The organism is Streptomyces sp. SCPE 10 (assembly GCF_051980735.1).
GTDB classification, from domain to species: Bacteria; Actinomycetota; Actinomycetes; order Streptomycetales; family Streptomycetaceae; genus Streptomyces; species Streptomyces misionensis.
In genome coordinates this window covers 5,914,350-5,939,125 of sequence record NZ_CP197069.1, presented here as the reverse complement: position 1 = coordinate 5,939,125, position 24,776 = coordinate 5,914,350, and the positions used below count along the sequence as shown (strand labels likewise).

The window sequence follows — 24,776 nt, the reverse complement described above, 5'->3', positions numbered from 1 at the left end:
CGAGGGGAACACGACGGCGGGAGCACCGGTGGGCCCGGTGCTCCCGCGGGGTGGTGCGGTGTTACGCGGCCGGGACCTTGTCCAGGAAGCCGTAGACGGCCTTGATCTTGCCGGCCTCGTCGGTGACGAGGACGTCGAAGCCGATGGCGATCGGCTCGGCGCCGGGCTCGGTCACCAGGCCCCACTGGAAGCGGGCCTGGTTGTGGTGGGCGTCGACGGTGCCGTGCAGCTCGAAGGAGAGGCCCTTGAACTGGTCACGGGCGCCGGCCACCACGGCCGCGAAACCCTCGTGACCCTCGACCGCGGCCAGCGGGTCGATGTACGGGGCGTCGGCGGTGAACAGCTCGGCGATGGCCGCGGCGCGCTTCTCGGCGTCCGCCTCGTTCCAGATGTCGAGGTAGCGGGTGACGGTGGTGGTCAGGTCGCTCATGCGGGCGATCTCCTTTTTGGGTGGTGCTTCTTCGGTTCTTCGGACGGGTGGTTCAGGGGGCGGCAGGCGCCCACACGGGGAGGGCTCCGGGGAGCACCTCGAAGGTGGCCGCGGCGCCGATGCCGTGTTGGTACTCACCGTCGTGCTCCAGCGGGAGGCGGCCTCCGTCGGTGCGTTCCACGGTGATCCGGCGGCCCCGTGCGTACACGGTCGCCGGATGGGTCATATGGGCGGCTTCCAGGGTCAGTTCGGGCACCTCGGCGGCCGGCACGTCACCGCCGATGACGCAGACGTCGAGCAGTCCGTCGTCGAGGAGCGAGTCGGGCAGCACGTGGAACAGGCCGCCGCGGTAGGGTCCGCCGCCGACGTTGGCGAGGACCGTGGGGCCCTCGTGCACCACCCGGCCGTCGACCGTGACCCGGCCGGGGTACGGCGCGTAGCCGTCGGCGGTGTCGGCGAAGGCGCGGGCGTAGCGCTCCCGGCCGGTCAGCGGCAGCCCCTTCGCGGTGAGCAGCGCGTCCGCGATGACGCCCGAACAGGCGCCCAGGTAGACGTAGTTGCGGGTCTCGGCGAGGCGGGCCAGGTCGAGCCGGCGCAGCCGGGCGCTGCCGCCGATGCCGGAGTCGGTCAGCACGGCCTTCAGCGACTCGGTCCAGGGCCGTTCGCCCCACAGCATCTTGTAGCCGGAGTTGCCGGTGCCGCCGGGCACCACCGCGAGGGTGGCGCAGCCGTCGGCCGGGACCAGTCCCTGCACGGCCTCGCGGACCGTGCCGTCGCCGCCGATGGCGACGATCAGGTCGGGCGCGTCGTCGGTGCGTTCCAGGGCCCGGCGTACGGCGACCGTCGCGTCGCCCGGTCCGGTGGTCAGGTGGACCTCGGCCCGCTCCAGGTAGGAGGCGCACAACTGGCGTACTTCCTCGACCAGTTCGGGCGAGTGGCTGCCGGATGCGGGGTTGCCCAGGACGAGTGCCCGGGTGGGGGCCGGGGCTGCGGTGTCTGCCATGAGGCGTACTCCTTCGTCGGTCGGCACCGGAGGACCGGGCTGGTGTGCCCCGGCGTCGCGGCGATGTCCACTGTGCCAAGGCGCCCTGTCACGGGGCTGACGCCTCACTGACGCGGCGCCGGGGGCCGGGCGTGGGCCGGGGAACGCGCACGTCCGGCCCCCTTTTTCGGGGGCCGGACGCGGGTGGTGCGGGACGGGCGGGGTCTCACTCCTTGACGAAGGCCAGCAGATCGGCGTTCAGGCGGTCCGCGTGGGTGGCGAACAGCCCGTGCGCCGCGCCCTCGTAGGTGATGAGCCTGCTGTGCGGGATCAGTTCGACGGTGCGCGGGGCGCACAGCGGATAGGGGGCGCCCAGGTCGGCGGTCCCGTGGATCACCAGGGTGGGCACCCGCACCGCGGCCGTCTGCGCGCGCTGGTCGGTGGTCATCAGCGTGCGGTAGATCTCGATGCCGGCTCTCGGCGAGGTGTTCAGGCACATGCCGACCAGCCAGCTCGCCAGCTGCGGGGAGATCGGCGGGTTCTCCGGGTCCGGTTCGGGGCCCGCGAAGAACGGCCAGGTCAGCGCATCGAGCCAGGCGGCCCGGTCGGTCTTGATGGCCTGTTCGACCTGCTCGAAGAGGGCGAGGTCGAGCCCGTCGGGGTTGTCCGGGGCGCGCAGCAGGTACGGGGTGGTCGAGGCGACCAGGGCGAGGCCCGAGACGCGTTGGTCGCCGTACCGGGAGAGGTACTGCACGCACTCCCCGCCGCCCACCGCGTAGCCGACCAGCACGGCGTCCCTCAGGTCGAGGTGGTCGAGCAGGTCGGCGAGGTCGCCGGCCAGGGTGTCGTAGTCGTATCCGGTCCACGGCATGTCCGAACGGCCGCTGCCGCGCCGGTCGTAGGTGACGCAGCGCAGTCCGTTCCCGGCGAGGAACGGGGCCTGGAACTCCCACATGCGCGCGTCCGCCATGGCGGCGCCGAGCAGGACGACGGGGCGTCCGTCACCCCAGTCGTTGTAGTGCAGCCGGGTCCCGTCCCGGGTGGTGAGGTACGGCATTCCTGTGTGCCTCCTTTCCAGTGGTGGGGCGTGCGGGGCGGTACGGGTGCTCGTGCCGGGCGGCCCGGTCAGCGCCGGGCGGCGCGGCCGGGGGCCGCCAGCACCAGCAGGGAGGCGAGGACGCCCAGGCAGACGAGCGGGATCAGGGTGACGGTGAAGGCGTGCGGGTAGGCGTCCGCCTTGCCGCCGGCGTGGGCCAGGGCCGGGAAGAAGACCGTGCCGGCGATGGCCACGCCGACCGCGGCGCCGCCCTCCTGCGCGGTGTTCAGCAGACCGGAGGCCGCGGCGGCGTGCTCGGGGACCGCGCCGCCCAGCACCAGGTTGGTCAGCGGGCCGGTGGTCAGGCCCATGCCGAGCCCGGCGACCAGCAGCATCGGCAGCAGCCAGAGCACGGAGCCGTCCAGTTGCAGGTCCTTGGCGGTCAGCCCGATCGCGGTGTAGCCGAGGGCGAGGACCAGCGGACCGGCGGAGACCCGGCGGGCGTTGACCGTGGCGGCGAACCGCGCCGAGACGAGGGAGGCGCCGAAGTATCCGGCGCCCAGCGCCAGGAACATCAGGCCGGACTCCAACGGGCTGAGGCCACGGCCGAGTTGGAGGTAGAGGGCGAGGGTGAAGAAGAAGGAGCCCATGGCGAGGAAGTAGACGACCGTGGCGACGAGGCCCACCGAGAACAGCCGGGAGCGGAACATGCCCGGCTCGATGAGCGGGCCGCGCCCGGCGGCGGAGCGGCGGCGCAGGTGCCAGACCGTCACGGCGAGCAGGACGGCCGCGGCGGCCAGCGACTCCCACACCCACACCGGCCAGTGCCGCTCCTGGCCCTCCAGCAGCGCGAACACCACGAGGCCGAGGGCCACGGTGATCAGCAGGGCGCCGGTCAGGTCGAGCCGGGTGCCGCCCTGGCCCCGGGACTCGGGGATCGTGCGGCGGGTCAGGGCGAGGGAGATCAGGCACAGCGGGACGTTGATCAGGAAGATCGTGCGCCAGCTGAGTCCGGCGATGTCGACGGAGATCAGCGCGCCGCCGATGAACTGCCCGAAGACGCCGGCGAGTCCGATGACCAGGCCGTAGACGTTGAAGGCGCGGTCGCGGGCGGCTCCGGTGTAGACGGTGCCGATGATGCCGAGGACCTGGGGCACCATCAGCGCGGCGGAGCCGCCCTGGAGGATCCGGGCGACGACGAGCACCGTGACGTTGGGCGCGAAGCTGCAAGCGGCCGAGGCGATCATGAACAGCGCCATGCCGAGCGCGAACAGCCGACGCCGGCCGTAGAGGTCGCCGAGTCGGCCGCCGGTGATCAGGCCCGAGGTGAAGGCGACGCCGTATCCGACGACGATCATCTGGGCCTGGGCCGCGGTGGCGTGCAGGTCGGCCTTGATGGCCGGGACGGCCACGTTGGCGATGAAGAAGTCGAGCACCGTGATGAACGTGCCGACGAGGACCACCACCAGGGCGCCCGCCGAGGGGGCCGCGGCGCTGTCGGAGGCCGTCCGCTCGCGCCCCTCCGCCGCGATGTCCGGGGTTAACTCCTGAGTCATGACGACTCCGTTTCTCGATCTTTCGGTCGGTTGCAGCGGTGACCGTCAGGTCACCAGGTCACGGGGAGATGGGTCACCCCGTGGAAAACGGTGCCCCGGCGGAACAGCGTGCGCGGGTCGGCGGCGAGGCGCAGGTTCGGGAAGCGGCGCAGCAGCGAGCGCAGTGCCAGCTCCATTTCGAGGCGGGCCAGCGGGGCGCCCTGGCAGTAGTGGGGGCCGTAGCCCCACTGGAGGTGGCCGCTGGTGTCGCGTTCGGGGTCGATGCGGTGCGGGCAGGCGAAGACGGTCTCGTCGTGGTTGCCGGCGGGCACCGAGATCACCACGGCGTCGCCCTTCTCGATCCGTACGCCGCCCAGGTCCATGTCCTCGACGGCGAGGCGGACCATGGCGTCCTGGGAGATGGACCAGTAGCGCATCGACTCCTCGATGAAGTTGGGGATCAGTGCCCCGTCGTCGGCGGCGACCCGTGCCCGCAGGTCGTCGTCGCGCAGCAGGGCCAGCACGTTCAGGGCGAGCTGGTTGGTGGTGGTCTCGTGGCCGGCGACCAGCACGAGGCGGGCGATGCCCACGAGTTCGTCCAGGGTGATGGCGCCGGTGTCGTAGTGGCGGACGGCGAGCCGGCTCATCAGGTCGTCGCCGGGTTCGGTGAGCTTGCGCAGCGCCAGTTTGGCGAGGTACTCGGACATCTCGGCGAAGGCGGCCTGGGAGACGGCCGGGTCCTCCTGGGAGATGGTGACGCGGGTCTTCTCGATGAAGAACGGCGAGTCCTCCTCGGGGACGCCCAGCAGCCGGGCGATGACGAGGGTGGGCAGCGCCCGGGAGAAGACCGCGTGCAGGTCGGCGGGCTGGGGCTGGGCGGCCAGGTCGTCCAGCAGCTCGTCCACCAGGCGCTGGACGGGCTCGCGCAGCCGCTTGACCCGGCGCGCGGTGAACTCGGTCTGGATCATGCCGCGCAGCCGGGCGTGCTCGGGGTCGTCGAGCCGCAGGAACGAGCTGGGGTTGCCGCCGGGCGGCACCTGGATGCGCACGGGGGCGCCCGGCAGCGTCTCGTCGGCGCTGAGCCGGGGGTCGGCGAGCGCCTGGCGGACATCGGCGTACCGGGTCACGAGCCAGGCCAGCCGGGCCTCCGCGGCGCCCGCCGGGATGCGGACGACGCACGGGGGTGCCTTGCGCAGTTCGGCCAGGATGGGCGGGGGGGTGCCGTCCTCGGTACGGGCGAAGGGCCAGTCGAGGATGTCGGTGTGGTCGGCGAGCGACATGTTTGTCCTCCAGGTCCGGGGGGCAAAGGCGATCCTCGGCACCGACTCGCTTCCTGTGCTCGACACGATGGGGGGCCATCCGCGCGGCGGCAAGGGAATTCGTCCCTCCGAGCCGTGCACGGACGTCGTGACGCCACCATCGCGCACCGCTCTGACACCGCCCTGACACCGCGCTGACGTAGCACTGACATGGGTCCCTGCGGGGCCCGTGCGCTGATCGGTGTGGGATCTTTCAGGAGCGAAGTTGGTAATGACATTCCCAAGCGCAACTGACCCGGAGCTGATCCGGACCTGACGACGGTGGCCGTTCTCGTCACCAAGTTCACTGTCCCAGAAGGGATTTCAGGTCACCAGGTGGCGGGACGGAGAGTTGCCGCGGGCCGCGGACGAAGGGTTTGTCGCCCTGTTGCGAAAGGGATCGGCCAGTCGTGGCCGACGGCGGGGATGGCGGGATCGGCACCGTCACCCTTGCGGATGCGCGCGCCGCCGGATTCCATGGGGTGCACGGCGTGCGTCCGACGCCCGCGCCTTCGCGGCCGGCGTGCGGGCGGGGCCGTGGTGGGGCACGGCCCTCCTTTGAACCCGGATGGGGCGGGCTGTTACCAGGTCACGTGCAGTGCGGTCAGGCCGTAGTTGATGGTGTTCTGACGGAACACCACCGGCTCCGGCACGTCCGCGAGGCGCAGTGCGGGGAAGCGGTCGAACAGGGCCCGCAGGCAGACCTCCAGCTCCATCCGGCCGAGCGGGGCGCCCGGGCACAGGTGGCGGCCGTGGCCGAAGGCGATGTGCCGGGAGACGTCCTTGCGGTGGATGTCGAAGCGGGCGCCGTCCGCGAAGACGGTCTCGTCGTGGTTGGCGCTCGGGTAGGCGAGGATGACGCCGTCGCCGGGGGCGATGCGCGCGCCGCCCACCTCGGCCTCGGCGACCGCGACGCGGACCTGGTTGTCCTGGGTGATGGACCAGTAGCGCAGCAGTTCCTCGACGGCCTGTCCGTACAGCGAGGGGTCGCGCCGCAGGTCGGCCAGCACGACCAGGAGGGCTCCCCAGGCGGGTGCCCCGGCGGTCTCCTCGATGTCCTGGGGCGGTGCGGCCAGGGCCGCGCTGCCGGTCAGTTCCGCTTCGGTGGTCATGACGACCCTCCTAGGCAGTGTCTTCAAATGATCACTGCTGGTGGATCATGGTGTCGTGATACGTCGTCATGAACTGTCCGATGCTGAGTGGGAGTTCGTCCGGCCGCTGTTGCCCGAGTCGTTGCGGGGGCGGATGCGGCTGGACGACCGCAGGGTCCTGAACGGGATCGTGTGGAAGTTCCGGACCGGGACGGCCTTGTGGGATGTGCCCGATCGCTATGGCCCGTGGGCCACCCTGCATACGCGATTTCGCAGGTGGGCGGCGGACGGGACGTTCGACCGGATGCTGCGGGCCGCGCAGGCGAAGGCGGACGCGGCGGGAGACATCGAGTGGCTGGTGTCGGTCGATTCCACGATCGTCCGCGCTCATCAGCATGCGGCCGGAGCCCGAAAAGGGGACTCCGCGACCCGGCCCTCGGCCGGTCCAGAGGTGGCCTGACCAGCAAGATCCACCTGGCCTGCGACGGCCGGGGCCGCCCACTCGCCTTCGTCGTCACGGGCGGCAACACCAACGACTGCACCCAGTTCACCGCCGTGATGGAAGCGATCCGGGTGCCCCGCCTCGGACCGGGGCGCCCCCGGATCCGGCCCGACCACGTCCTGGGCGACAAGGGCTACAGCTCAAGAGCCATCCGCGGCCGGCTCCGCCGCCACGGCATCCCACACGCGATCCCCGAACGGGCCGACCAGGTCCGCAACCGGGCCCGGCGAGGCAGCCACGGAGGCCGCCCGCCGGCCTTCGACCGCGAGGCATACACACACCGCAACGTCGTGGAACGGTGCTTCAACCGCCTGAAGCAGTGGCGAGGCATCGCCACCCGCTACGACAAGACCGCCCAGTCCTACCAAGCAGCCGTCACCCTCGCATCACTCCTGATGTGGGCGTGACATGTGACGACAGACCCTAGGTCGTGTCGCGCTGATGGGATGCGGGCCGAACAGGGCCCGCTACGCACAGAGGGGCACGGGACGGCAGCCGGGACGACGGTCCCGGTGCACTGTCCCGCGCCCCTCTGATGCGGCGCTGACGAGGCCTTCCCGTGGGGCGCGCTCAGCGCGCGAGGGAGGCCACGGTCCGTTGGAGCCGGTGCGCGAAGTGCGCGGTGACGGCCTGGGCGTGCGTGTCGATGTAGAAGTGGCCGCCCTCGTACTCGTTGTGGCCCAGGTAGGTCGGGGTGCGTGCGGCCCAGTGGGTCATGGCGTCGGGGGCCTCCTGGAGCGGGTCGCTGCGGCCGCCGTAGGAGGCGAGCGGGCAGCTGACGCCGGCGCCGTCGTCGTCGTAGTCCCCGGCGACCCGGAGGTCGGCGCGGAGCGCGGGCACGACCAGGGCGAGCATCTCGGGGTTGTCGTAGACCTCGGCCGGGAAGGACCCCAACTTCTTGATCCACTCGACGAGTTCGTCCTCCGGCATCCGGCTCTGCTCCTCGGTCGGCTTGAAGAAGCCGATGGGCGACCAGCCGGACATGCCGACCATCACCGGGGCCGGGCCGCCCTCCTCCTCCATCCGGATGGCCAGGCGGAACGCCAGCTGCGCGCCGAGGCAGTGGCCGAAGAAAGCGAAGGGACGGTCGTCCAGTTCGTTGAGGACGGCCTCGTGCAGGGCGTCGAGGAGCGGCCAGAAGTTCTCGTAGGTCGGCTCCTCGCGGCGGTTGTGCCGGCCGGGCAGGGTGACGGCCTGCGGGGCGATGTCCGGCGGCAGCAGGCGCTCCCAGTCGCGGTAGATGATGGCGCCGCTGCCCGCGTGGGGCAGCAGGAACAGCCGGATCGAGGCGTCGGGCGAGGGCTCCACGGGGTGGAACCAGTTGCCCTCGCTGGACATCTGGCTGCCGGTGGTGCCGATGGCGGTGGTCACGACTGCGTACTCCCAACGGTGGTGGCGGGGCCGAGGGCGCGTACCGCGGGCAGCAGCACCTCGGCGATCTCCTTCAACTGGGGCTCCGGGTCCAGCGATCCGATGCGGATCACCAGGTGCCGGGCGCCGGCGCGGACGTAGCCGGCGAGCCACTCGGCGCACTTCTCGGCGCTGCCCCAGGCGTAGGCCTGGATGGTGCGCATCTGCTCCAGGGAGCGGCCGTAGTAGTGGCTGATGTAGTGCTCCAGCTCGGCCTCGGCCGCGGCCTCGTCGCGGTTGACGGTGACCGTGGCGTACAGCGCGGGGGTCACCGTCCGGCCCGCCTGTGCGGCGAGTTCGCCGAGGCGGCGGCGGGCGCGGTCGTAGGCGTCGACGTCGGGCAGGAAGGGCAGCCAGCCGTCGTAGCGGGTGGCCGCGCGGGCGAGCACCTTGGGGGTGTCGCTGCCGGCCAGCCACAGCGGCGGGCCGCCGGGGACGGCCGGCGAGGGCAGCCGGTCCAGGTGCTCGGCCTGCCAGAACTTCCCGTCGAACTCGGTGGGTTCGCCGTCCTCGCCGGAGCGCCAGGCGGTGCGCCACAGCGCGATGATCTCGTCCAGGCGGCCGACGCGGCCCTGGAAGGAGGCGCCGACGGAGTTGAACTCCTCCTCGGTCTCGGCCATCGGGAAGCCCGAGCCGAGGCCCAGCACCAGCCGGCCGGCCGCGACGTGGCTGAGGCTCGCGATCATGTTGGCGCCGATGAGCGGGTGGCGCAGGGCGGGGGTGAGGGCCGCGGTGCCGACGGTGATCCGCCGGGTCGCCGCGGCGGCGGCCGACAGCACGACCAGGGGGTCGAGGCGCGGGCGGGCGGTGAGGGAGTCGCCCGCCCACAGGGAGTCGAAGCCGAGGGTCTCCGCCTGCCGGGCGAAGTCCAGCAGCGGGGCGGCGGCGTAGGTGCCGTTGATGGCTTGCTCACGGGTGGGCAGCAGGATGCCGATCCGCAAGGGCTCGTCGGTGCTCATGGGCGGGTCACTCTCCACGGGGGCGTGAGGAACGTGGTCATACGGCACTCCCCAGCGGGTCCCTCGCCGGCGCCGCCAGCCCCTCGCGGACCGCGCGGCGCAGGATCTTGCCCGAGGGGTTGCGCGGCAGGGAGTCGGCGAAGTGGTAGGTGCCGGGGATCTTGTAGTCGGCGATGCGGCCGCGCAGCGACAGCAGGAGCTCGCGGGGGGTGGCCTTGGCGCCGGGCCGCAGCACCACCACGGCGTGCACGCTCTCGCCCCAGCGTTCGTCGGGCAGCCCGACCACGGCCGCGTCGGCGACCGCGGGGTGCGCGGCGAGGGCCTTTTCGACCTCGGCCGGGTAGATGTTCTGCCCGGCGACGATGATCGTGTCGTTGATGCGGTCGCACAGGTGCAGATAGCCGTCCTCGTCGAGGTAGCCGGCGTCGCCCATGTGCAGCCACTCCCCCACCAGGGTGCTGGCGGTGGCCTCGGGCAGGTTCCAGTAGCCGAGCATCCGGGACGGGGCGCGCACGCACACCTGGCCGATGGCGCCGGGCGGCAGGCTCTCGCCGTCGGGGCCGACCACCTTGATCTCGTTGCCGGGGCAGGGCAGCCCCACCGAGGTGAGCTTGGTGCTGCCGGGGTGGTGCGCCTCGGGCGGCAGACAGACCGCGACGCTGCCGGTCTCGGTGCTGGCGTAGATCTGCGCGAACTCGCAGCGGTAGGTCTCCAGGCACTGCTTGAGCAGCGTCTCGGACATGGGCGCCGCGCCGTAGGCGATCTTGCGCAGGGAGGTGAACGCCTCGGGTCCGGCCTCGCGTTCGGCCGCCATCGCCTGGAGCATCGCGGGTGCGGCGAAGGTGGTGGTGACGCCGTGCTCGCGGATGAGGCGGACGGCCTCCTGCGGGTCGAACTGCGGCATGATCACGCTGGTGCCGCCGGCGTTGAAGGTGTGCAGGAACCAGCCGATGCCGGCGACGCCGAAGCCCGGCAGGGAGATCAGGGCGACGTCCTCGGGCAGCCAGTCGATCCAGTCCACGCCCCGCTCGCGGCTGGCGTGCGGCAGGGTGAAGAAGCTGCGGTGGGCGAGGACCGCGCCCTTGGGCAGGCCCGTGGTGCCGCTGGTGTAGATCTGGATGACGGCGTCGTCGGGGCCGGTGCAGGGCGAGAGGTCGGTCTCCGGCTGGTCGGCGGCCCAGGCCAGCAGTCCGGCGCCGCGCGCGGGTTCGCCGTCGGCGTCGGTGCCGTCGACGCGGATCACCCGGCGCAGTCCGCGCAGCTGGTGGCGGACGGTGGCGACGGTGTCCCAGAACTCGTCGTCCACGAAGATCAGCGTGGCGCCGGAGTCGCGCAGGATGTGGTCGACCTCGCCCGGGGTGAGCCGCCAGTTGACCGGCACCAGTACGGCGCCCGCCTTGGCGCAGGCGATCATCACGAGGTAGTAGTTCGTCGACTCGCGGCCCAGGTAGGCGACCCGGTCGCCGCGCCGGACCCCGCTGGTGTGCAGGGCGTGCGCGGCGCGGTTGCTGTCCCGGTGCAGCTTGTCGTAGGTGGTGATGCGGCCCTCGCAGACGATCGCCGGGTGCTCGGGGCGGGTGCCGGCGTGGGCGCGGGCGGAGTGGTGGAGCGTCCAGCGCTCCCTCGGTATGTCGGTCATGGTGTGCCGTCCCTGTCTGACTGTCATGCCGCCGGCGTGGGGGCGAGCTGTCCGTCGACGAAGTGCGCGAGCGCGCGCACCGTGGGGTGGTCGTGGGTGAGGGAGGCCGGCAGGGGCAGCCGGAACGCCTGCTCCAGCGCGGCCTTGACCTGCTGGGCCATCAGGGAGTCCAGGCCCAGCGAGACGAACTCGCTGTTCACGTCCAGTTCGTCGCCGTCCTCCAGGTGCAGGACGGCGCCGACCTTCTCGCTCACCACGGCCGTGACCTTGGCGAGCCGTTCGGCCTCGGGCAGCGCGGTGAGGGCGGCGAGGTCCAGTCCGGTGCCGTCGTCGCCCGCGCCGTGGCGGGCGAGCCGGTCGAAGAACAGGTCGCCGGTGACGCTGCCGGAGACGTAGCGGTCCCAGTCGAACTCGCCGACGATCCGCTGGGTGCGGGGCCGGTCCCAGAGCCGGGCGAGGGTGTCCAGGGCGCGGGTCGGGGAGAAGAAGCGGACACCGCTGCGTTCGATCTCCTGGCTGAGGTGGTCCTCCAGCCGGGCGGACATGCCGACCCGGGCCCAGGCGCCCCAGTTGACCGAGAGGCCCGGCACCCCGCGCCGGCTCCGCCACTCGGCGAGCGCGTCGAGACCGGCGCTGGCCGCGGCGTAGTGGCCCTGGGTGGCGCCGCCGAGGACGGAGGCGATGGAGGAGTAGGTGACGAAGAACTCCAGCTCGGGGAAGGAGGTCTCGGCGGCCTCGTGCAGCAGCCAGCCGCCGTACGCCTTCGCCGCGAGCTGGGCGTCGATCGACTCCCAGGTCAGCTCGGAGATCAGCTTCTTGTCGTAGGAACCGGCGGCGTGCACGATCCCGCCGAGCGGGTACGGTCCCGCCGCCAGGTGCCGGACGAGGCGCCGCACGTCCTCCGGCCGGGAGATGTCGGCGCGTACGACGTCGATCTCGGCGTCGGCCGCGAGATCGCCGAGCAGCGAGGCGGCCTCTTCGGTGGCCTTGCCGCTGCGGCTGACCAGGGTGAGGTGGCGGGCGCCGAGCACGGCCAGCTTGCGGGCGGTGACCAGACCGAGGCCGCCGAGACCGCCGGTGACCAGGTAGGTGCGGTCGGCGCGCAGTGCGCCGGGACCCTCGTCGGCCGGTTCGGGCCGCTCCTGGAGGTCCTCGGGCAGGGTCACCCAGGCGGGTCCGGTCGGGTCGGACAGGGCGGTGCGCAGGGCCTCGCCGGTCTCGTCCAGCCGGAAACGGACCGCGGTGTCGTCGTCGCCGGGGGCCGGGACCACCGCGACCGCGGGCACGGTGAGCGTGGCCCGGAAGGTGCCGTCGTGCCGGACCAGGACCTCGTCGCCGGGCGCGAAGCCGGTGCCGTCGGCGGCGGCGAGCACGGCGCCGCGGGCCAACCGGCCGAGCAGCGGCGGCGGTTCCTCCTCCCCCGTCTCCTCGGCGCGTTCGGCGCGCCCGGTGTCCAGGGCGGTGCGGGCGTCCTCGGCGGTCAGGCCGACGGCGCTCACCCGGACCTGGACCTCGTCGGCGCCCGGGGCCCGATCGGCGACCGGGGCGAGCACCAGGTCGGACAGGTCTCCGGAGTCGGGGGCGCGCAGTTCGAAGCCCCCGGTCCAGGTGAGGCTGGCGTCACCGGCGAGCAGCCGGCGCACGTAGCGGCGGCCGGGCCGGTGGGCGACCTGGTACTCGCCTGCCGGTTCGGCCCGCCATTCCTCGGCCAGCGGGGCGAGGCCGCTGCCCGGGGCGAGGTCCACCAGGGTGGCCCGGTACTGCGGGTACTCGGTGAGCAGCACCCGGCCGAAGCCCCACAGGGTGGCGGCGCCGAGGTGGCCGCCGTCGCCGGCCGGGTCGCCGGGCAGCCACTGGGCGCCCTCGGTGACCAGCCACAGCCGGGGCGGCCGGTTCGCGGACTCCAGCGCGCCGACCAGCGCGAGGAGTTCGCGGTAGTTGTCCTCGCACTCGGCGCGCAGCCGGTCGGCGGACATCGGCTCGGGGCGGCCGTGCCACACCCGGCAGACGTCGGTGACGGTGGGGTCCTCCAGGGCGGCCTTGAGGTCGGTGAGGTCGGGCAGCCAGGTGACCTTGAGCCCGGGTTCGGCGGCCAGTTCGGCGGCGCGCGCGGCCGAGGGGTCGAGGAGGACCACGTGCCGGGCGGCGGTGCCGCCGCGGGCGGGCAGGGCGCGGCGCACCCATTCGGGGCGGTGCAGGAACTGGCGGCGCCCCTCGCGGCCCTCGGGGCGGGCCATGCGCACCCCGAGGAGTTCGGCGACCGGGTCGCCGTTCTCCAGCAGCAGCACGTCGGCCAGTCGCCGGTCCTGCTCGCCGCGGACCCGGGCGAGGACCCGCAGCTGTTCGCCGCGCGGCTTGCGGAAGTGCCGTACGGAGGCGATCTCGCGGGGCACGAACACCGGGCCCTCGGGGTCGAGGACGACCAGCGCGTGGCCGGCGGCCTCCAGCAGTTCGGCCGGGACGTGCTCGACGGCGGTGGCGTCGCGGCCGGTCAGCTCGCCGGTGACCAGGCCGTCGCCGTGCCGGGCGGCGCGCAGCAGCAGCCGCATGCGGGGGCCCTGGGGCCGGCCGACGGAGGCGAGGTCGGTGTAGATGTCCTCGTCGTCGATGTGCTGGGCGGCCGGAGCGAGGGTCGCGTCCAGCTCGGCCAGCTCGGAGACGGGCACGAGGGGTTCGGGCTCGGCGGCGACCGTGGCGGTGGCGTGCAGGTTCTCCTCGCCACCGACCACCGTGTAGACCTCCACCTCGGCACCGCCGCCGGGGCGGGGCCGCCAGCGGGTGGTGAGGGCGGTGACCGTCTCGGCGGGCAGCTCCAGCGGGGCCAGCAGCCGCAGGTCGCGCACCGCGTTGCGGGCGTGGCCCTGGACCGCGTCCTGCACGGCGAGCAGCAGGTCGACGTAGGCGCCGGCGGGCAGCACGGTGCGGTCGTCGGCGGCGAGGTCGGCGAGCGCGCCCAGCTCCTCGGCGGTGAACTCGGCCGTGAACTCCCGCACCCCGCTGGCGAACCGCTCCTCGGTGCCGAGCAGCGGGTGGCGCGCGGTGCCGCCCGCGGCGGTGCGGCGCGGGGTGACGGAGGGCAGCCAGTAGCGCTTGCGCTGGAAGGCGTAGGTGGGCAGGTCCACGCGGGCGGGAGCCGGGTGCCCGGCGTGGTAGCCGTCCCAGGCGACGGTGAGCCCGGCCGCGTAGTACTCGGCGAGGGCGGTCAGGGTGGTGCCGGTGGTGGTGTCGCGGCGGCGCAGGCTGGCCAGCCACAGGTGGTCCTCGACGGTGACCGAGCGGCGGGCGAGCGCGGTGAGCCCGGCCTGCGGGCCGATCTCGATCAGGGCGTGCCGGCCGCGCTTGGCGACGGCGCGGATGCCGTCGAGGAAGCGCACGGGCTCGCCGATGTGCCGCACCCAGTAACCGGCGTTGCCGATCTCGCGGAAGCGGGCCAGCCGGCCGGTGACGTTGGAGATCAGGCTGATCTTCGGCTCGTGGAAGGTGATGCCGTCGAGGGCGGCGCGGAAGTCGTCGTAGACCTCGGCCATCAGCGGGGAGTGGAAGGCGTGGGACACCTTGAGGCGTTCGACGCGCACGCCCCGCTCGGCGAGGACGGCGGTGACCTCGTCCAGGGCCGCGATGCCGCCGGAGACGACCGTCTGGTCGGGGGCGTTGACGCCGGCCACGGCCAGGTCGTCGTGGCCCTCCAGGAGCGGGGCGACGTCCTCCAGCGGCGCGCTGACGGCGGCCATGCCGCCCTCGGCGGTGACGGCCTGCATCAGCCGGGCGCGTGCGGCGACCAGCCGGACCGCGTCGGGGAGGCTGAACAGCCCGGCCACCGCGGCGGCGGCCACCTCGCCGATGCTGTGCCCGATGAGCACGTTGGGCCGGGCGCCCCAGGCCATCCACTGCTGGGCGAGGGCGTACTCCAGGGTGAACAGGGCGGGCTGGGTGTACTCGGTGCGGTCGATGGCCTCGGGGTCGGCGGCGGTGCCGAGCAGCAGCTCGCGCACGGAGCGGCCGAGGTGCTCGGCGAACAGCTCGTCGCAGGCGTCGACCTGGGCGCGGAAGACGGGGAAGGCCGCGTAGAGGGCGGCGCCCATGCCGGCGTACTGGGAGCCCTGGCCGGTGAACATGAAGGCGGTCTTGCGGATGCCGGTCGGGCCCTCGTGCTCGTGCTCGGCCGCGTTGTCGAGCAGCTTTTCGAGCGCGGCGCGGTCGGCGACCGGGGCGGCGATCCGGTAGGGGTGGTGGGCGCGGGTGGTGTTGGCGCTGTGGCAGAGCGCGGCCACCGAGACCTCGGGCCGTTCGTCCAGCAACGCCCGGTACCGCGCGGCGAGTTCGCGCAGCGCGCCGGCGTTCTTCGCGGAGAGGGTGAACACCGGTGCGGCGCCCTCTTCCACGGTGTCCCGCGGCGCGCGCTCCGGGGCCTGCTCCAGCACCACGGCGCCGATGGTCCCGGCGAACCCGAAGCTGTTGACGACGCCGCGCCGGACCTCGGCCTCCCAGGGCTCGCACTCGGTCGGCACCCGCAGCGGGTACAGGTCCCAGGGGATGCGCCCGGAGGGGGTGTTGAGGTTGATGTGCGGGTAGATGGTGCCCGAACGCAGCTGGAGCACCGTCTTGATGACGCCGACGATGCCGGAGGCGGGCTCCATGTGACCGAGGTTGGTCTTCACCGAACCGACCAGCACCGGGCGGTCCTTGGTGTGCGAGTCCACGAAGACGTCGCCGATGGCGCCGAACTCGATGGGGTCGCCGAGCGGGGTGCCGGTGCCGTGCGCCTCGACGTACTGGATGTCCTCGGGCCCGAGGTGGGCGGCGGCCAGCGCGGTGCGGATGACCTTCTCCTGGGCGGGCCCGTTGGGCACGGTGAGGCCGGCGCTGTCGCCGTCCTGACCGACGGCGGTGCCGCGCACCAGGGCGAGGATGCGGTCGCCGTCGCGCTCGGCGTCGGAGAGCCGCTTGAGGACGACGATGCCGCAGCCCTCGGCACGGGCGTACCCGTCGGCGGCCTCGTCGAAGGTCTTGCACTGGCCGTCCGGGGACAGCATCTGGGCGTTGGAGAACATCACCGGGATGCGCGGGTGGTGCAGGGCGTTGACACCGCCGCACAGCGCGATGTCGGTCTCGCCGCCGCGCAGCGCCTGCACGGCCAGGTGCAGGGCGACCAGCGAGGAGGAGCAGGCGGTGTCGACGCTCATGCTCGGGCCGCGCCAGCCCAGGAAGTAGGAGAGCCGGCCGGACAGCGGGAACATGGTGATGCCGGAGGCCAGGTGGCCGTCCAGTTCCTCGTAGGGCAGCGAGTCCAGCTCCAGCGCGTAGTCGATGGAGCTGGCGCCGATGTACACCCCGCCGTTGCCGCGGCGCAGCGGCGCCGGGTCGATGCCCGCGTGCTCCAGGGCCTGCCAGGCGGTCTCCAGCAGCAGCCGCTGCTGCGGGTCCATGTAACGGGCTTCCTTGGGCGAGATGTTGAAGAAGCCCGAGTCGAACAGGTCGATACGGTCGAGGAATCCGCCGGCCGAGGCGCGGATCTTGCCCTTGTCGTCGGGTCCCTCGGGGGTGAAGGCCTCGACGTCCCAGCGGTCGGTCGGGATCGGCCCGATCCCGCTGCGGCCCTCGCGCAAGAACGCGTCGAACTCGTCGGGCGAGCCGCTGCCGCCGGGGAACCGCAGACCGATTCCGACGATCGCTACCGGCTCGGGCGCCTGCTCTGATTCCGTACGCGGCATGGAGCGACTCCTCAAGCTTCCTGGATGGCCTGGGTCAGGTGGTCCACGAGATGGGCGATGGTCGGCTCGTTGAAGAGCACGCTGACGTTGATCGACAGATCCAGGAGCTGTTCCAGGCTCTGGCGGATCTCGGTCAGGCGCAGCGAGGTGAGCCCGAGATCGAAGTAGCTGACGTCGAGGGGGAGGTCCTCGGACTCGTCCATGAGGAGAACGGCCTTGAATTTCTCCAGGACGACTGTCTCGATTTCCTCGGTCAGTTCACTGCGCGGCAGCTCGCGCAACCGCTGGTTGATGCTGTCGACGGGTGACATGCGCCTCATGCAATCAGCGCCGGCTGACGCCCCACTGACAGCGTGCGCGGGGCCGGTTGGCTGGATCAGTCGGGTGTCAGCGCCGGGTCAGATTCCGCTGTCACGCTCGCATTGCTTCAAGAAATCCACACGCCATATCCGAAAGGCTGAAGATGCTTCGCGAAGCCGCGCAGGAGGAGAGTGCTGAGGCACCTTCCGGATTGAAGAGTTACGACCTCTACATCGCGGGCAAGGACGTCGCCGGGGACGGCTGGGTGTACACCGTCAGCGGGCGTTCGCTGCTGGAAGACGTGTTCACCAGCGTGAGCCTGAAGCGCTCCCTCGAACAGGACCCGGAGTCCGAGGCGGCCAAGCACCCCTACGTCGTCGGACGCTGTGCGATCGCGGACGACGCCGCCATCGACCTGGCCACCCAGGCCGCCGCCGCGGCCGCCCCCGACTGGGCGGCGGTGCCGATGGAGCGGCGGATGCGGCTCGGCACCCGGTTCCGCGAGGAACTGATCAAGCACGAGGACGAGTTCCTGGAGATGCTCGTCGCCGAGTCGCACCCGGTCAAGCTCGCCCGCTGGGAGCTGAGCTGCCTGCTCCAGATCTACGCGCCGGGCTCCCTGCGCTGGTACGCCAAGCAGATGCGGGTGGAGAAGGAGTACAACGGCCGCCGGCTGATCCTGCACCGCCAGCCGGACGGTGTGGTCGCCTTCAACCCGCCGCAGAACGCCCCGCTGCCGAGCGCCGCGCTGTGCGTGCTGGCCCTGATGGCCGGCAACTCGGTGGTCGTGCGCGCTCCGCGCAGCATCGCGCTGTCCACCATGTGGCTGCTGCGGGACATCGTCGCCCCGCTGCTGGAGGAGATCGACGCTCCGGCCGGCGTCCTCAACGCGGTCTGCTCCAACCCGAAGCAGACCATGGACCGCTGGATCGCGGACCCGCTGATCAACGACATCTTCTACATCGGCGGCAGCCAGGAGGGCCTGCGCTTCGAGCAGAGCTGCGTGGCGCACGGCAAGAAGCCGATCCTCGAACTGGCCGGCAACGACGGCATCGTTGTCTGGAAGGACGCCGACGTGAAGTGGGCGGCCGAGGCGATCACGGAGGCGTTCTACGGCTCCGGGCAGATCTGCATGGTGCCCAACTACGTGCTGGTGCATCCCGATGTCGCCGAGCGGCTGATCGACGAGGTGAAGGAGCAGGTCAAGGGCATCAAGCCGGGCCTGCCCGAGGAGGAGGACGTGCTGCTGTCGCCGGTGCGGCGCAGCGAGCGGTTCTTCCGGCTGCTGCGCCAGGCGCTGGACAACGGCGCCGAGCTGGTCACCGGCGGCAACCGCACCGAGGTGGACGGCACGGTCTCGGAGACCGGGGTGTTCCTCCAGCCGACGGTGGTACGGGTGGACGGCCTGGACCGGGCGCGGACGTACGACGTGGTCCGCGAGGAGACCTTCTTCCCGCTGATCCCGATCGTGGTCGCCGAGCGGGACAACGACGACGCCCTGCTCGAATCGTTCCTGCAGTTCGTCAACAGCAACGACTACGGGCTGCGCAACTCCCTGTGGTCCCGCTCCGACCACGTGGTCGAGACCTTCGTGCGCCGCACGGTCAACGGCGGTCTGCTGAAGGTCAACGACTCGCACATCGGCTTCCTGCCCTACCTGCCGAGCCACGGCGGCACCGGCCGCACCGGCGGCGCGTTCGGCGAGGCCAACTACCCGATGCTCAAGACCTCCCACGTCCAGGGCGTGAGCATCGCCCGTGACGTGAGCCCGTACGACGCGGTCTTCGGCGCCTGATCCCACCCAGTCCTCGGAGGTTTCCCCGTGCGTTCCCTCGATGTCGCCCGGACCGTGTGCGAGCGGTTCCACCCCGGACTGCTCAAGGAACTGGAGCAAATCCCCTACGACGAGCGCGAGAAGGCCGGCAGCCCGGTGATCGACCTGTTCCGCATCCACGGCGGGGTGGGTCTGCTGATACCCGAGGCCTACGGCGGCCACGGCGCGGCCCCGCTGGAGGCGCTGCGCGTGCAGCTGGCCCTCGGCGCCCTGTCGCCCTCGCTGGTCGCGGCCGTCTCCATGCACCACTTCACCGCCGCCATGCTGTACTCGCTCGCGGTCAAGTCGGGCCGGCTCACGCCCGCCCAGACCAAGCTGCTGCACCAGATCGTGCCCGACCAGCAGGTGCTGGCCTCCGGCTGGTCCGAGGGCCGTACCGCGCAGAACATCCTCAAGCCGGCCGTCACCGCGCGCCCGGTCGAGGGCGGGTTCCTGCTGTCCGGTTCCAAGAAGCCGTGCAGTCTGTCCCGTTCGATGAGCCTGCTGACCGCGTCCACCGCGATCCACGGCGAGGACGGCGGCGAGCCCGAGCTGGCGCTGGCGCTGGTCCCGGCGAACGCGCCGGGCCTGAGCGTGCACGAGTTCTGGGGCAACGACCTGCTGGCCGGCGCCGAGAGCGACGAGGTCCGCCTGGAGGACGTGTTCGTGCCCAGCGAGATGGTGGTGCGGGCCGGCGCGGACGACCCGACCCGCCTGGACGACCTGCAGTCCGCCGGGTTCGTCTGGTTCGAGATGCTGATCTCCGCCGGGTACGCGGGCGCCGCGGCCGCGCTGGTGGAGCAGGTGCTGGAGCGCAAGCGCGGCGGAGCGGCGGAGCGGGCCGCGCTCGCCGTGGACATGGAGGCGGCGCTCGCCCTCCTGGAGGGCGTGGCCCGCGGCACCGGGCCCGAGCCCGGCGACGAGGAGTCGGTGGCACGGGTGCTGGTCGCCCGGTACGCCGTGCAGAACGCGCTGCCCGACATCGTGGGCCGGGCGCTGGAGCTGCTGGGCGGGCTGGAGTTCATCACGAACACCGCGCCCGCGCAGGCCGCCGCGGCGACGCGTGCGCTGGCCTTCCACCCGCCGTCCCGGATCGCCGCGTCCGAACCGCTGCTGACGTACTTCGACGGGGGTCCGCTGGTCCTCGCCTGAGCAGCGTTCGGTCCCGGCCCTGAACACCGATCTTTGGAGAGACACGTGACCGTCATCCAGGACTCCCCGGCGGCGACCGCCGCCGACGACGAGGCGGAGATCCTCAACCTGTACCGGGCCCACCTCAGCAAGGGTCGGGCCACCCTCGCCGAGCTGTTCGGCAGTCACATGGAGGTGGCGTCCGAGGGCGCCTGGCTCACCACCAGTGACGGCGAGCGGTTCCTGAACGCGGGCGGCTACGGCGTGTTCATCATGGGCGCGCGCCACCCGATCGTCATGGAGGAGGTGGAGCGCCAGCTGCGCACCCACCCCACCGCGACCCGCATCCTGCTGGAGCCGACCGTGGCCCGCGCCGCCGAGGCGCTGGTCTCCGTGCTGCCGGCCGGTCTCGACCGGGTGCACTTCGCACTGTCCGGCGCCGAGGCGGTGGAGACCGGCCTGAAGCTGGCCCGCGCGGGCGGCTTCAAGCGCACCATCTCGATGCGCGGCGGCTACCACGGCAAGACGCTGGGCGCCCTGTCGGCCACCGCCAAGGACGTCTACCAGGCGCCGTTCCGCCCGCTCGTGCCCGACTTCCTGCACCTGCCGTTCGGCGACGCCGACGCCCTGGAGGCCGAGCTGAAGGCCCACCCCGGCGAGGTCTGCGTGATCCTGGAGCCGGTCCAGGGCGAGGGCGGGGTCATCATCCCGCCCAAGGGCTACCTCAAGCGGGTCGAGGAACTGGTCCGCGAGTACGAGGGCTTCCTCATCCTGGACGAGGTGCAGTCCGGGTTCGGGCGGCTCGGCGAGTGGTGGGGCGCCGACATCGAGGGCGTCGTACCGGACGTGCTGCTGACCGGCAAGGCGCTCGGCGGCGGTGTGATGCCGGTGTCCGCGGCCGTCGCCACCCGCAAGGCGTTCCGCCCCTTCGACAAGGACCCCTACGTCCACACCGCCACCTTCTCCGGGCAGCCGGTGCTGATGGCCGCGGTGCAGGGCGCGGTGCGGGCCGTCAAGGAGGAGCGCCTGGTCACCAAGGCCATGGACCTCGGCGCCCGGCTGCTGCCGCGGATCGCGGAGGTGGCCCACCGCAACATCCCCGAGCTGGTGGTGGACGTCCGCGGGCAGGGGCTGCTCATCGGTGTGGAGCTGGTCGAGGCGGGCCTCGCCGGCGAGCTGCTGATCGAGCTGTTCAACCACGGCGTGGTCGCCAACCACTCCATGAACGGCAGCTCGGTGGTGCGGTTCACCCCGCCCGCCGTGCTGAGCGACACCGACGTCGACTTCCTCGTCAACTCCTTCGACCTGGCCACCCGTGACCTGATCAAGGGCGCGGCCACTATGCCGGAAGGCGGTAACTGATCGTGCGGCACGTCGAACTCGAAGCCCACATACCCGCGGAGCAGGCCGAGGAGGTCCTGCACGCCGTACGGCGCTGGGAGAAGTACCCGGACCTGGCGCCGCACGTGAACGCCACCACCGTGCACGCCTCCTACCCCGACCCCAAGGCCTCCTCCAGCTGGGAGCTGCACTTCCGCAGCGGACTGCTGCGCTGGACCGAGGACGACACGGTGCTGCCGGAGGCGGGCGAGATCCGCTTCGAGCAGTCCGACGGCGACTTCGACTCCTTCACCGGTGTCTGGTCGATCCGGCAGGACGGCGCGGACGTCACCGTCCGCTTCGACGCCGACTTCGACTTCGGCATCCCGAGCCTGGAGGGCATCCTCGACCCGATCGCCGAGCGGGTCATCAAGGAGACGGTCGCCTGGGCGCTGACCGGCCTGTACCCGTCGGTTCGCGTCCAGGGCGGCATCGAACTGAACACGCCGGCCACGGTCGGCGCGTAACACCGGCGGAAGGAGCTGACCATGGACCAGGCGAACCCCTTCGAGACCCCACGCACCTACTCGCTGCACCGCGCCGAGTACCTGGTGGGCCTCGCCGTCACCACGGGCATGATCGTCTACCACTTCGGCGACATCCGCTGGCTGCCGGCGCTCGGACTGTTCCTCTATATCGACCTGATCGGCTACATCCCCGGCGCCATCGCCTTCCGCAAGAGCGGCGGACGGCCGATCCACAAGGCGTACTACGTCCTGTACAACGTCATGCACAGCCTCATCACGCAGGGCGTCGTCGCCGCGCTGTGGTGCTGGCTGGTCAAGCCGGAGTGGGCGCTGCTGGTGCTGCCGTTCCACCTCTTCGGCGACCGCGGCCTGTTCGGCAACTTCATGAAGTCCTTCGCGCTGCCCTTCGAGCCGGTGCGCCAGGAGGGCTACCTCCGCCTCCTGGACGACCTGGGCCTGCCCCACCCCAAGCCGGTCGGGCACGCGATGGACCCGGTGCCGGTCGGCCACGTCCCCGCGCGTCCCGTCGTCCGCGAGACGGAGGCCGTGCGATGACCACCGCCGCGACCCCGGTGCGCCGGGCGGTGCGTCAGGACCCGGCCGAGCGCCGGCGGGCCCTGTACCACCTGGCCTCCCCGGTGTCCGTGCTGACCACGGGCCCCGAGGAACGGATGCACGGCACCACCGCGAGCACCGTCACCCTGGTGTCGCGCTCGCCCCTGCTGGTCGGGGTGGTGCTGCGGGCGGGCTCGTCCTTCGCCCGGCTCGCCGCCGCCGAGGGCCGGTTCGCGATCAACGTGCTCGGCGGTGAACAGGCCGACGTGGCACGGCGGTTCGCGGACAGCTCGCGGCCCGACGGCAGCGCGGCCTTCGCGGGCCTGGCCTGGACCACCGACCGGTACGCCCACGCCCCGCTGATCGCGGGCGCGCTCGCCCACTACGTCTGCCGGTTCCACTCCGCGCACGCCGCGGGCGACAGCGAGCTGCTGCTCGGCCATGTCGTCCGGGCCACCGCGGACGAGGGCCTGCCGCTGTTCAGCTACACCGGCGGGCTGTACGCCGGTTCCCTGCGTCCGGCGAAGGAGACCGCCGCATCATGACCGCACCCGTTGCCCCCGAGGCGGACTGGGACAAGGCACCCGGTCTGCTGGACGGCGCGAAGGAACTCACCCTCGGCCCCGAGGAGTGCGACCTCGCGTACTGGTTCACCTCCGTCGCCCAGGGCACCCTGCGCGACCGGGGTGCCACCGGCCACCACGTGAACGCCGTCACCCCCGACTTCCTGAAGGCCCCCGGCCCGCTGCGTGACGCGCTGATCCTGGAGTTCGGCTTCCGGGCCCTCTCCGAGGAACTGGCCACCCGGCTGCTCGGCCACTACGTGACCATCGCGCCCGGCATCCCCGAGATGGAGTTCTACGCCACCCAGCTGATCGACGAGGCGCGGCACGCCCGCGTCTTCCGCCAGCACCTGGTGGACCTCGGCATCCCGCAGAGCGCCCTGCTGCGGGAGGTCGAGGAGATGTCCCGGGACTACCGCAAGCGGGTCCTGGACCCGGTGGTGGACTTCACCCTGGACATCGTCCGCGACAAGGCCGACTTCGCCGGCGGCGTCGGCGTGTTCGCCATCATCATCGAGGGTGTCCTCGCCCCCGCCGCCGAACTCAGCGAGCGCAAGTGGACCCCGCTGTCCCCGGCGACCGGCGAGATCTCCCGGGGCACCGCCATCGACGAGATCCGCCACCTCACCGTCGCCAGCACCATCCTGCGCGACCACGTGATCCGGCACCCGGAGTACACCCCGCGGCTGCTGGAGATCCTGCGCTCGGGCGTGAAGCTGTGGGACGAGATCCCGGACCGGGAGTTCGTCATCCACCGCGAGGAGCTGTTCCAGGAAGGCATGTTCGCGCACGCCGACCTGATCGGCGACTACGAGGTGTGGCCCGGTGTCCGGCTCCTCGACACCACCGCCGAGCAGCGCTACGACATGGCCGAGCAGTGGACCGACGAGATGGCCGAGGTCCGCATGAAGTACATGGGCCTGCCCGTCGAGGTCCTCTCCTCGGAGGCCGGCGCATGAGTACCGGGCGGGCCGCCGTCATCACGGGGATCGGATCGTACGTCCCGCCCAACCTCGTCACCAACGACGACCTGTCGCAGCGTCTGGACACCTCCGACGCCTGGATCCGCAGCCGTACCGGCATCGCCGGACGGTATGTGATCACCCCCGGCACCTCCACCGGCGACCTGGCGGTGGAGGCGGGCCTGAGGGCGCTGAAGTCGGCGGGCGACGAGCAGGTGGGGGCGGTGGTGCTGGCCACCACCACCCCGGACCAGCCGTGCCCGGCGACCGCGCCGCAGGTGGCCGCGCGGCTGGGGCTCGGACAGGTGCCCGCCTTCGACGTGGCGGCCGTCTGCTCCGGGTTCCTGTACGGCCTCGCGTCCGCCGCCGGGCTGATCGCGTCCCAGGTCGCCGACAGCGTGCTGCTGATCGCCGCCGACGCCTTCACCACGATCATCAACCCGGAGGACCGCGCCACCGCGGTGATCTTCGCGGACGGCGCGGGCGCGGTGGTGCTGCGGGCCGGCTCGCCGGACGAACCCGGTGCGATCGGGCCGCTGGTGCTCGGCAGCGACGGCGAGCTGAGCCATCTGATCGAGGTTCCGGCGGGCGGCTCCCGGCAGCGCTCGTCGGGCCGCCCGGCCGCCCCGGAGGACCACTACTTCCAGATGCTCGGCCGGGAGACCTACCGGCACGCGGTGGAGTACATGACCAGCACGTCCACCGAGGCCGCCGAGCGGGCCGGCTGGCGTCTGGACGACGTCGACCGGTTCGTGGCCCACCAGGCCAACGCCCGGATCCTGGAAGCCGTCTCGGACCGGCTGGGCATTCCGCCGGAGCGACGCCTCAGCAACATCGAGCGGGTCGGCAACACCGGTGCCGCGTCGATTCCGCTGCTGCTCGCCGAGGCCACCGCCGAGGGCCGGCTCGCCGCCGGACACCGGGTGCTGCTCACCGCCTTCGGCGGCGGGCTGGCCTGGGGTGCGGCCACCGTCGTCTGGCCCGAGCTGCAGACTATCTGACCGACCGTCAG

20 protein-coding genes are annotated in these 24,776 nt (G+C 72.3%); 9 read left to right on the top strand and 11 right to left on the bottom strand.

What is annotated here, in order from left to right:
* Positions 1-61: 61 nt before the first annotated feature.
* From ACSP97_RS27295 to ACSP97_RS27270, 6 genes are all read right to left on the bottom strand, one after another.
* Positions 62-430 (bottom strand): nuclear transport factor 2 family protein, encoded by a 369-nt coding sequence (locus ACSP97_RS27295; protein ID WP_355148516.1) that lies wholly within the window; start codon positions 428-430, stop codon positions 62-64.
* A gap of 52 nt (positions 431-482) precedes the next feature.
* Positions 483-1,433, bottom strand: coding sequence for a diacylglycerol/lipid kinase family protein (locus tag ACSP97_RS27290; RefSeq protein ID WP_355329395.1), 951 nt, complete (start codon positions 1,431-1,433; stop codon positions 483-485).
* 205 nt (positions 1,434-1,638) lie between these two features.
* Entirely contained in the window at positions 1,639-2,469 is an 831-nt protein-coding gene (locus ACSP97_RS27285; protein ID WP_355148520.1) for an alpha/beta fold hydrolase, read from the bottom strand.
* A 68-nt stretch (positions 2,470-2,537) separates the two neighbouring features.
* Positions 2,538-4,004: an MFS transporter gene (locus ACSP97_RS27280; RefSeq protein WP_355148522.1), complete on the bottom strand. Its 1,467-nt coding sequence runs from the start codon at positions 4,002-4,004 to the stop codon at positions 2,538-2,540.
* A gap of 50 nt (positions 4,005-4,054) precedes the next feature.
* Positions 4,055-5,263: a cytochrome P450 gene (locus ACSP97_RS27275; RefSeq protein ID WP_355530890.1), complete on the bottom strand. Its 1,209-nt coding sequence runs from the start codon at positions 5,261-5,263 to the stop codon at positions 4,055-4,057.
* Positions 5,264-5,862: 599 nt separating this feature from the next.
* Positions 5,863-6,393: a cytochrome P450 gene (locus ACSP97_RS27270; RefSeq protein ID WP_355148526.1), complete on the bottom strand. Its 531-nt coding sequence runs from the start codon at positions 6,391-6,393 to the stop codon at positions 5,863-5,865.
* A 58-nt stretch (positions 6,394-6,451) separates the two neighbouring features.
* On the opposite strand from ACSP97_RS27270, the gene ACSP97_RS27265 reads away from it, so the two are divergent.
* Positions 6,452-7,281 (top strand): IS5 family transposase gene (locus ACSP97_RS27265; protein WP_440558482.1). Its coding sequence is split into 2 segments (ribosomal slippage): positions 6,452-6,788 and positions 6,788-7,281, totalling 831 coding nucleotides; the frame shifts between segments, so codons are not numbered across the junction.
* A gap of 163 nt (positions 7,282-7,444) precedes the next feature.
* Here the strand turns inward: ACSP97_RS27265 and ACSP97_RS27260 are convergent.
* From ACSP97_RS27260 to ACSP97_RS27240, 5 genes are read right to left on the bottom strand one after another with little or no spacing between them, the layout of a single operon-like run.
* Positions 7,445-8,212: a thioesterase II family protein gene (locus tag ACSP97_RS27260; protein WP_355148685.1), complete on the bottom strand. Its 768-nt coding sequence runs from the start codon at positions 8,210-8,212 to the stop codon at positions 7,445-7,447.
* A gap of 29 nt (positions 8,213-8,241) precedes the next feature.
* Positions 8,242-9,243 (bottom strand): LLM class flavin-dependent oxidoreductase, encoded by a 1,002-nt coding sequence (locus ACSP97_RS27255; protein WP_391871097.1) that lies wholly within the window; start codon positions 9,241-9,243, stop codon positions 8,242-8,244.
* A 37-nt stretch (positions 9,244-9,280) separates the two neighbouring features.
* The gene (locus tag ACSP97_RS27250; RefSeq protein WP_391871098.1) at positions 9,281-10,882 is read right to left on the bottom strand and encodes a fatty acid--CoA ligase; all 1,602 of its coding nucleotides are present in this window, start codon (positions 10,880-10,882) and stop codon (positions 9,281-9,283) included.
* A 23-nt stretch (positions 10,883-10,905) separates the two neighbouring features.
* Positions 10,906-16,593, bottom strand: a complete 5,688-nt coding sequence (locus ACSP97_RS27245; RefSeq protein WP_440554680.1) for an SDR family NAD(P)-dependent oxidoreductase — start codon at positions 16,591-16,593, stop codon at positions 10,906-10,908.
* 11 nt (positions 16,594-16,604) lie between these two features.
* On the bottom strand, positions 16,605-16,904 hold the full coding sequence (locus ACSP97_RS27240; RefSeq protein WP_355148534.1) for an acyl carrier protein: 300 nt from the start codon (positions 16,902-16,904) through the stop codon (positions 16,605-16,607).
* 152 nt (positions 16,905-17,056) lie between these two features.
* On the opposite strand from ACSP97_RS27240, the gene ACSP97_RS27235 reads away from it, so the two are divergent.
* Genes ACSP97_RS27235 through ACSP97_RS27200 form a run of 8 tightly spaced genes read left to right on the top strand, consistent with a single transcriptional unit; the run spans position 17,057 to position 24,765 of the window.
* A complete protein-coding gene (locus ACSP97_RS27235) occupies positions 17,057-18,688 on the top strand; it encodes an aldehyde dehydrogenase family protein (RefSeq protein WP_355148536.1) in 1,632 nt (543 codons plus the stop codon).
* A gap of 27 nt (positions 18,689-18,715) precedes the next feature.
* Entirely contained in the window at positions 18,716-19,858 is a 1,143-nt protein-coding gene (locus ACSP97_RS27230) for an acyl-CoA dehydrogenase family protein (protein WP_355148538.1), read from the top strand.
* A 45-nt stretch (positions 19,859-19,903) separates the two neighbouring features.
* Positions 19,904-21,199 (top strand): aspartate aminotransferase family protein, encoded by a 1,296-nt coding sequence (locus tag ACSP97_RS27225; protein WP_358272375.1) that lies wholly within the window; start codon positions 19,904-19,906, stop codon positions 21,197-21,199.
* A 2-nt stretch (positions 21,200-21,201) separates the two neighbouring features.
* Entirely contained in the window at positions 21,202-21,684 is a 483-nt protein-coding gene (locus tag ACSP97_RS27220) for a type II toxin-antitoxin system RatA family toxin (RefSeq protein WP_355148542.1), read from the top strand.
* A 21-nt stretch (positions 21,685-21,705) separates the two neighbouring features.
* Positions 21,706-22,239 carry a hypothetical protein gene (locus ACSP97_RS27215; protein WP_355148544.1) on the top strand — a complete coding sequence of 178 codons (534 nt, stop codon included), beginning with the start codon at positions 21,706-21,708 and terminating at the stop codon, positions 22,237-22,239.
* On the top strand, positions 22,236-22,784 hold the full coding sequence (locus ACSP97_RS27210) for a flavin reductase family protein (protein ID WP_355148546.1): 549 nt from the start codon (positions 22,236-22,238) through the stop codon (positions 22,782-22,784). Before ACSP97_RS27215 ends, ACSP97_RS27210 begins: the two co-directional genes overlap by 4 nt.
* A complete protein-coding gene (locus ACSP97_RS27205; RefSeq protein WP_355148548.1) occupies positions 22,781-23,761 on the top strand; it encodes a VlmB-like protein in 981 nt (326 codons plus the stop codon). Before ACSP97_RS27210 ends, ACSP97_RS27205 begins: the two co-directional genes overlap by 4 nt.
* Complete coding sequence (locus tag ACSP97_RS27200) at positions 23,758-24,765, top strand: beta-ketoacyl-ACP synthase III (protein WP_355148550.1); 1,008 nt, start codon at positions 23,758-23,760, stop codon at positions 24,763-24,765. Before ACSP97_RS27205 ends, ACSP97_RS27200 begins: the two co-directional genes overlap by 4 nt.
* Positions 24,766-24,776 lie beyond the last annotated feature (11 nt).

Coding starts and splice junctions, on each gene's coding strand:
- ACSP97_RS27295 (WP_355148516.1), bottom strand. CDS start 430: ATGAGCGACCTGACCACCACCGTCACCCGCTACCTCGACATCTGGAAC.
- ACSP97_RS27290 (WP_355329395.1), bottom strand. CDS start 1,433: ATGGCAGACACCGCAGCCCCGGCCCCCACCCGGGCACTCGTCCTGGGC.
- ACSP97_RS27285 (WP_355148520.1), bottom strand. CDS start 2,469: ATGCCGTACCTCACCACCCGGGACGGGACCCGGCTGCACTACAACGAC.
- ACSP97_RS27280 (WP_355148522.1), bottom strand. CDS start 4,004: ATGACTCAGGAGTTAACCCCGGACATCGCGGCGGAGGGGCGCGAGCGG.
- ACSP97_RS27275 (WP_355530890.1), bottom strand. CDS start 5,263: ATGTCGCTCGCCGACCACACCGACATCCTCGACTGGCCCTTCGCCCGT.
- ACSP97_RS27270 (WP_355148526.1), bottom strand. CDS start 6,393: ATGACCACCGAAGCGGAACTGACCGGCAGCGCGGCCCTGGCCGCACCG.
- ACSP97_RS27260 (WP_355148685.1), bottom strand. CDS start 8,212: ATGTCCAGCGAGGGCAACTGGTTCCACCCCGTGGAGCCCTCGCCCGAC.
- ACSP97_RS27255 (WP_391871097.1), bottom strand. CDS start 9,243: ATGAGCACCGACGAGCCCTTGCGGATCGGCATCCTGCTGCCCACCCGT.
- ACSP97_RS27250 (WP_391871098.1), bottom strand. CDS start 10,882: ATGACCGACATACCGAGGGAGCGCTGGACGCTCCACCACTCCGCCCGC.
- ACSP97_RS27245 (WP_440554680.1), bottom strand. CDS start 16,593: ATGCCGCGTACGGAATCAGAGCAGGCGCCCGAGCCGGTAGCGATCGTC.
- ACSP97_RS27240 (WP_355148534.1), bottom strand. CDS start 16,904: ATGTCACCCGTCGACAGCATCAACCAGCGGTTGCGCGAGCTGCCGCGC.
- ACSP97_RS27235 (WP_355148536.1), top strand. CDS start 17,057: ATGCTTCGCGAAGCCGCGCAGGAGGAGAGTGCTGAGGCACCTTCCGGA.
- ACSP97_RS27215 (WP_355148544.1), top strand. CDS start 21,706: ATGGACCAGGCGAACCCCTTCGAGACCCCACGCACCTACTCGCTGCAC.
- ACSP97_RS27210 (WP_355148546.1), top strand. CDS start 22,236: ATGACCACCGCCGCGACCCCGGTGCGCCGGGCGGTGCGTCAGGACCCG.
- ACSP97_RS27205 (WP_355148548.1), top strand. CDS start 22,781: ATGACCGCACCCGTTGCCCCCGAGGCGGACTGGGACAAGGCACCCGGT.
- ACSP97_RS27200 (WP_355148550.1), top strand. CDS start 23,758: ATGAGTACCGGGCGGGCCGCCGTCATCACGGGGATCGGATCGTACGTC.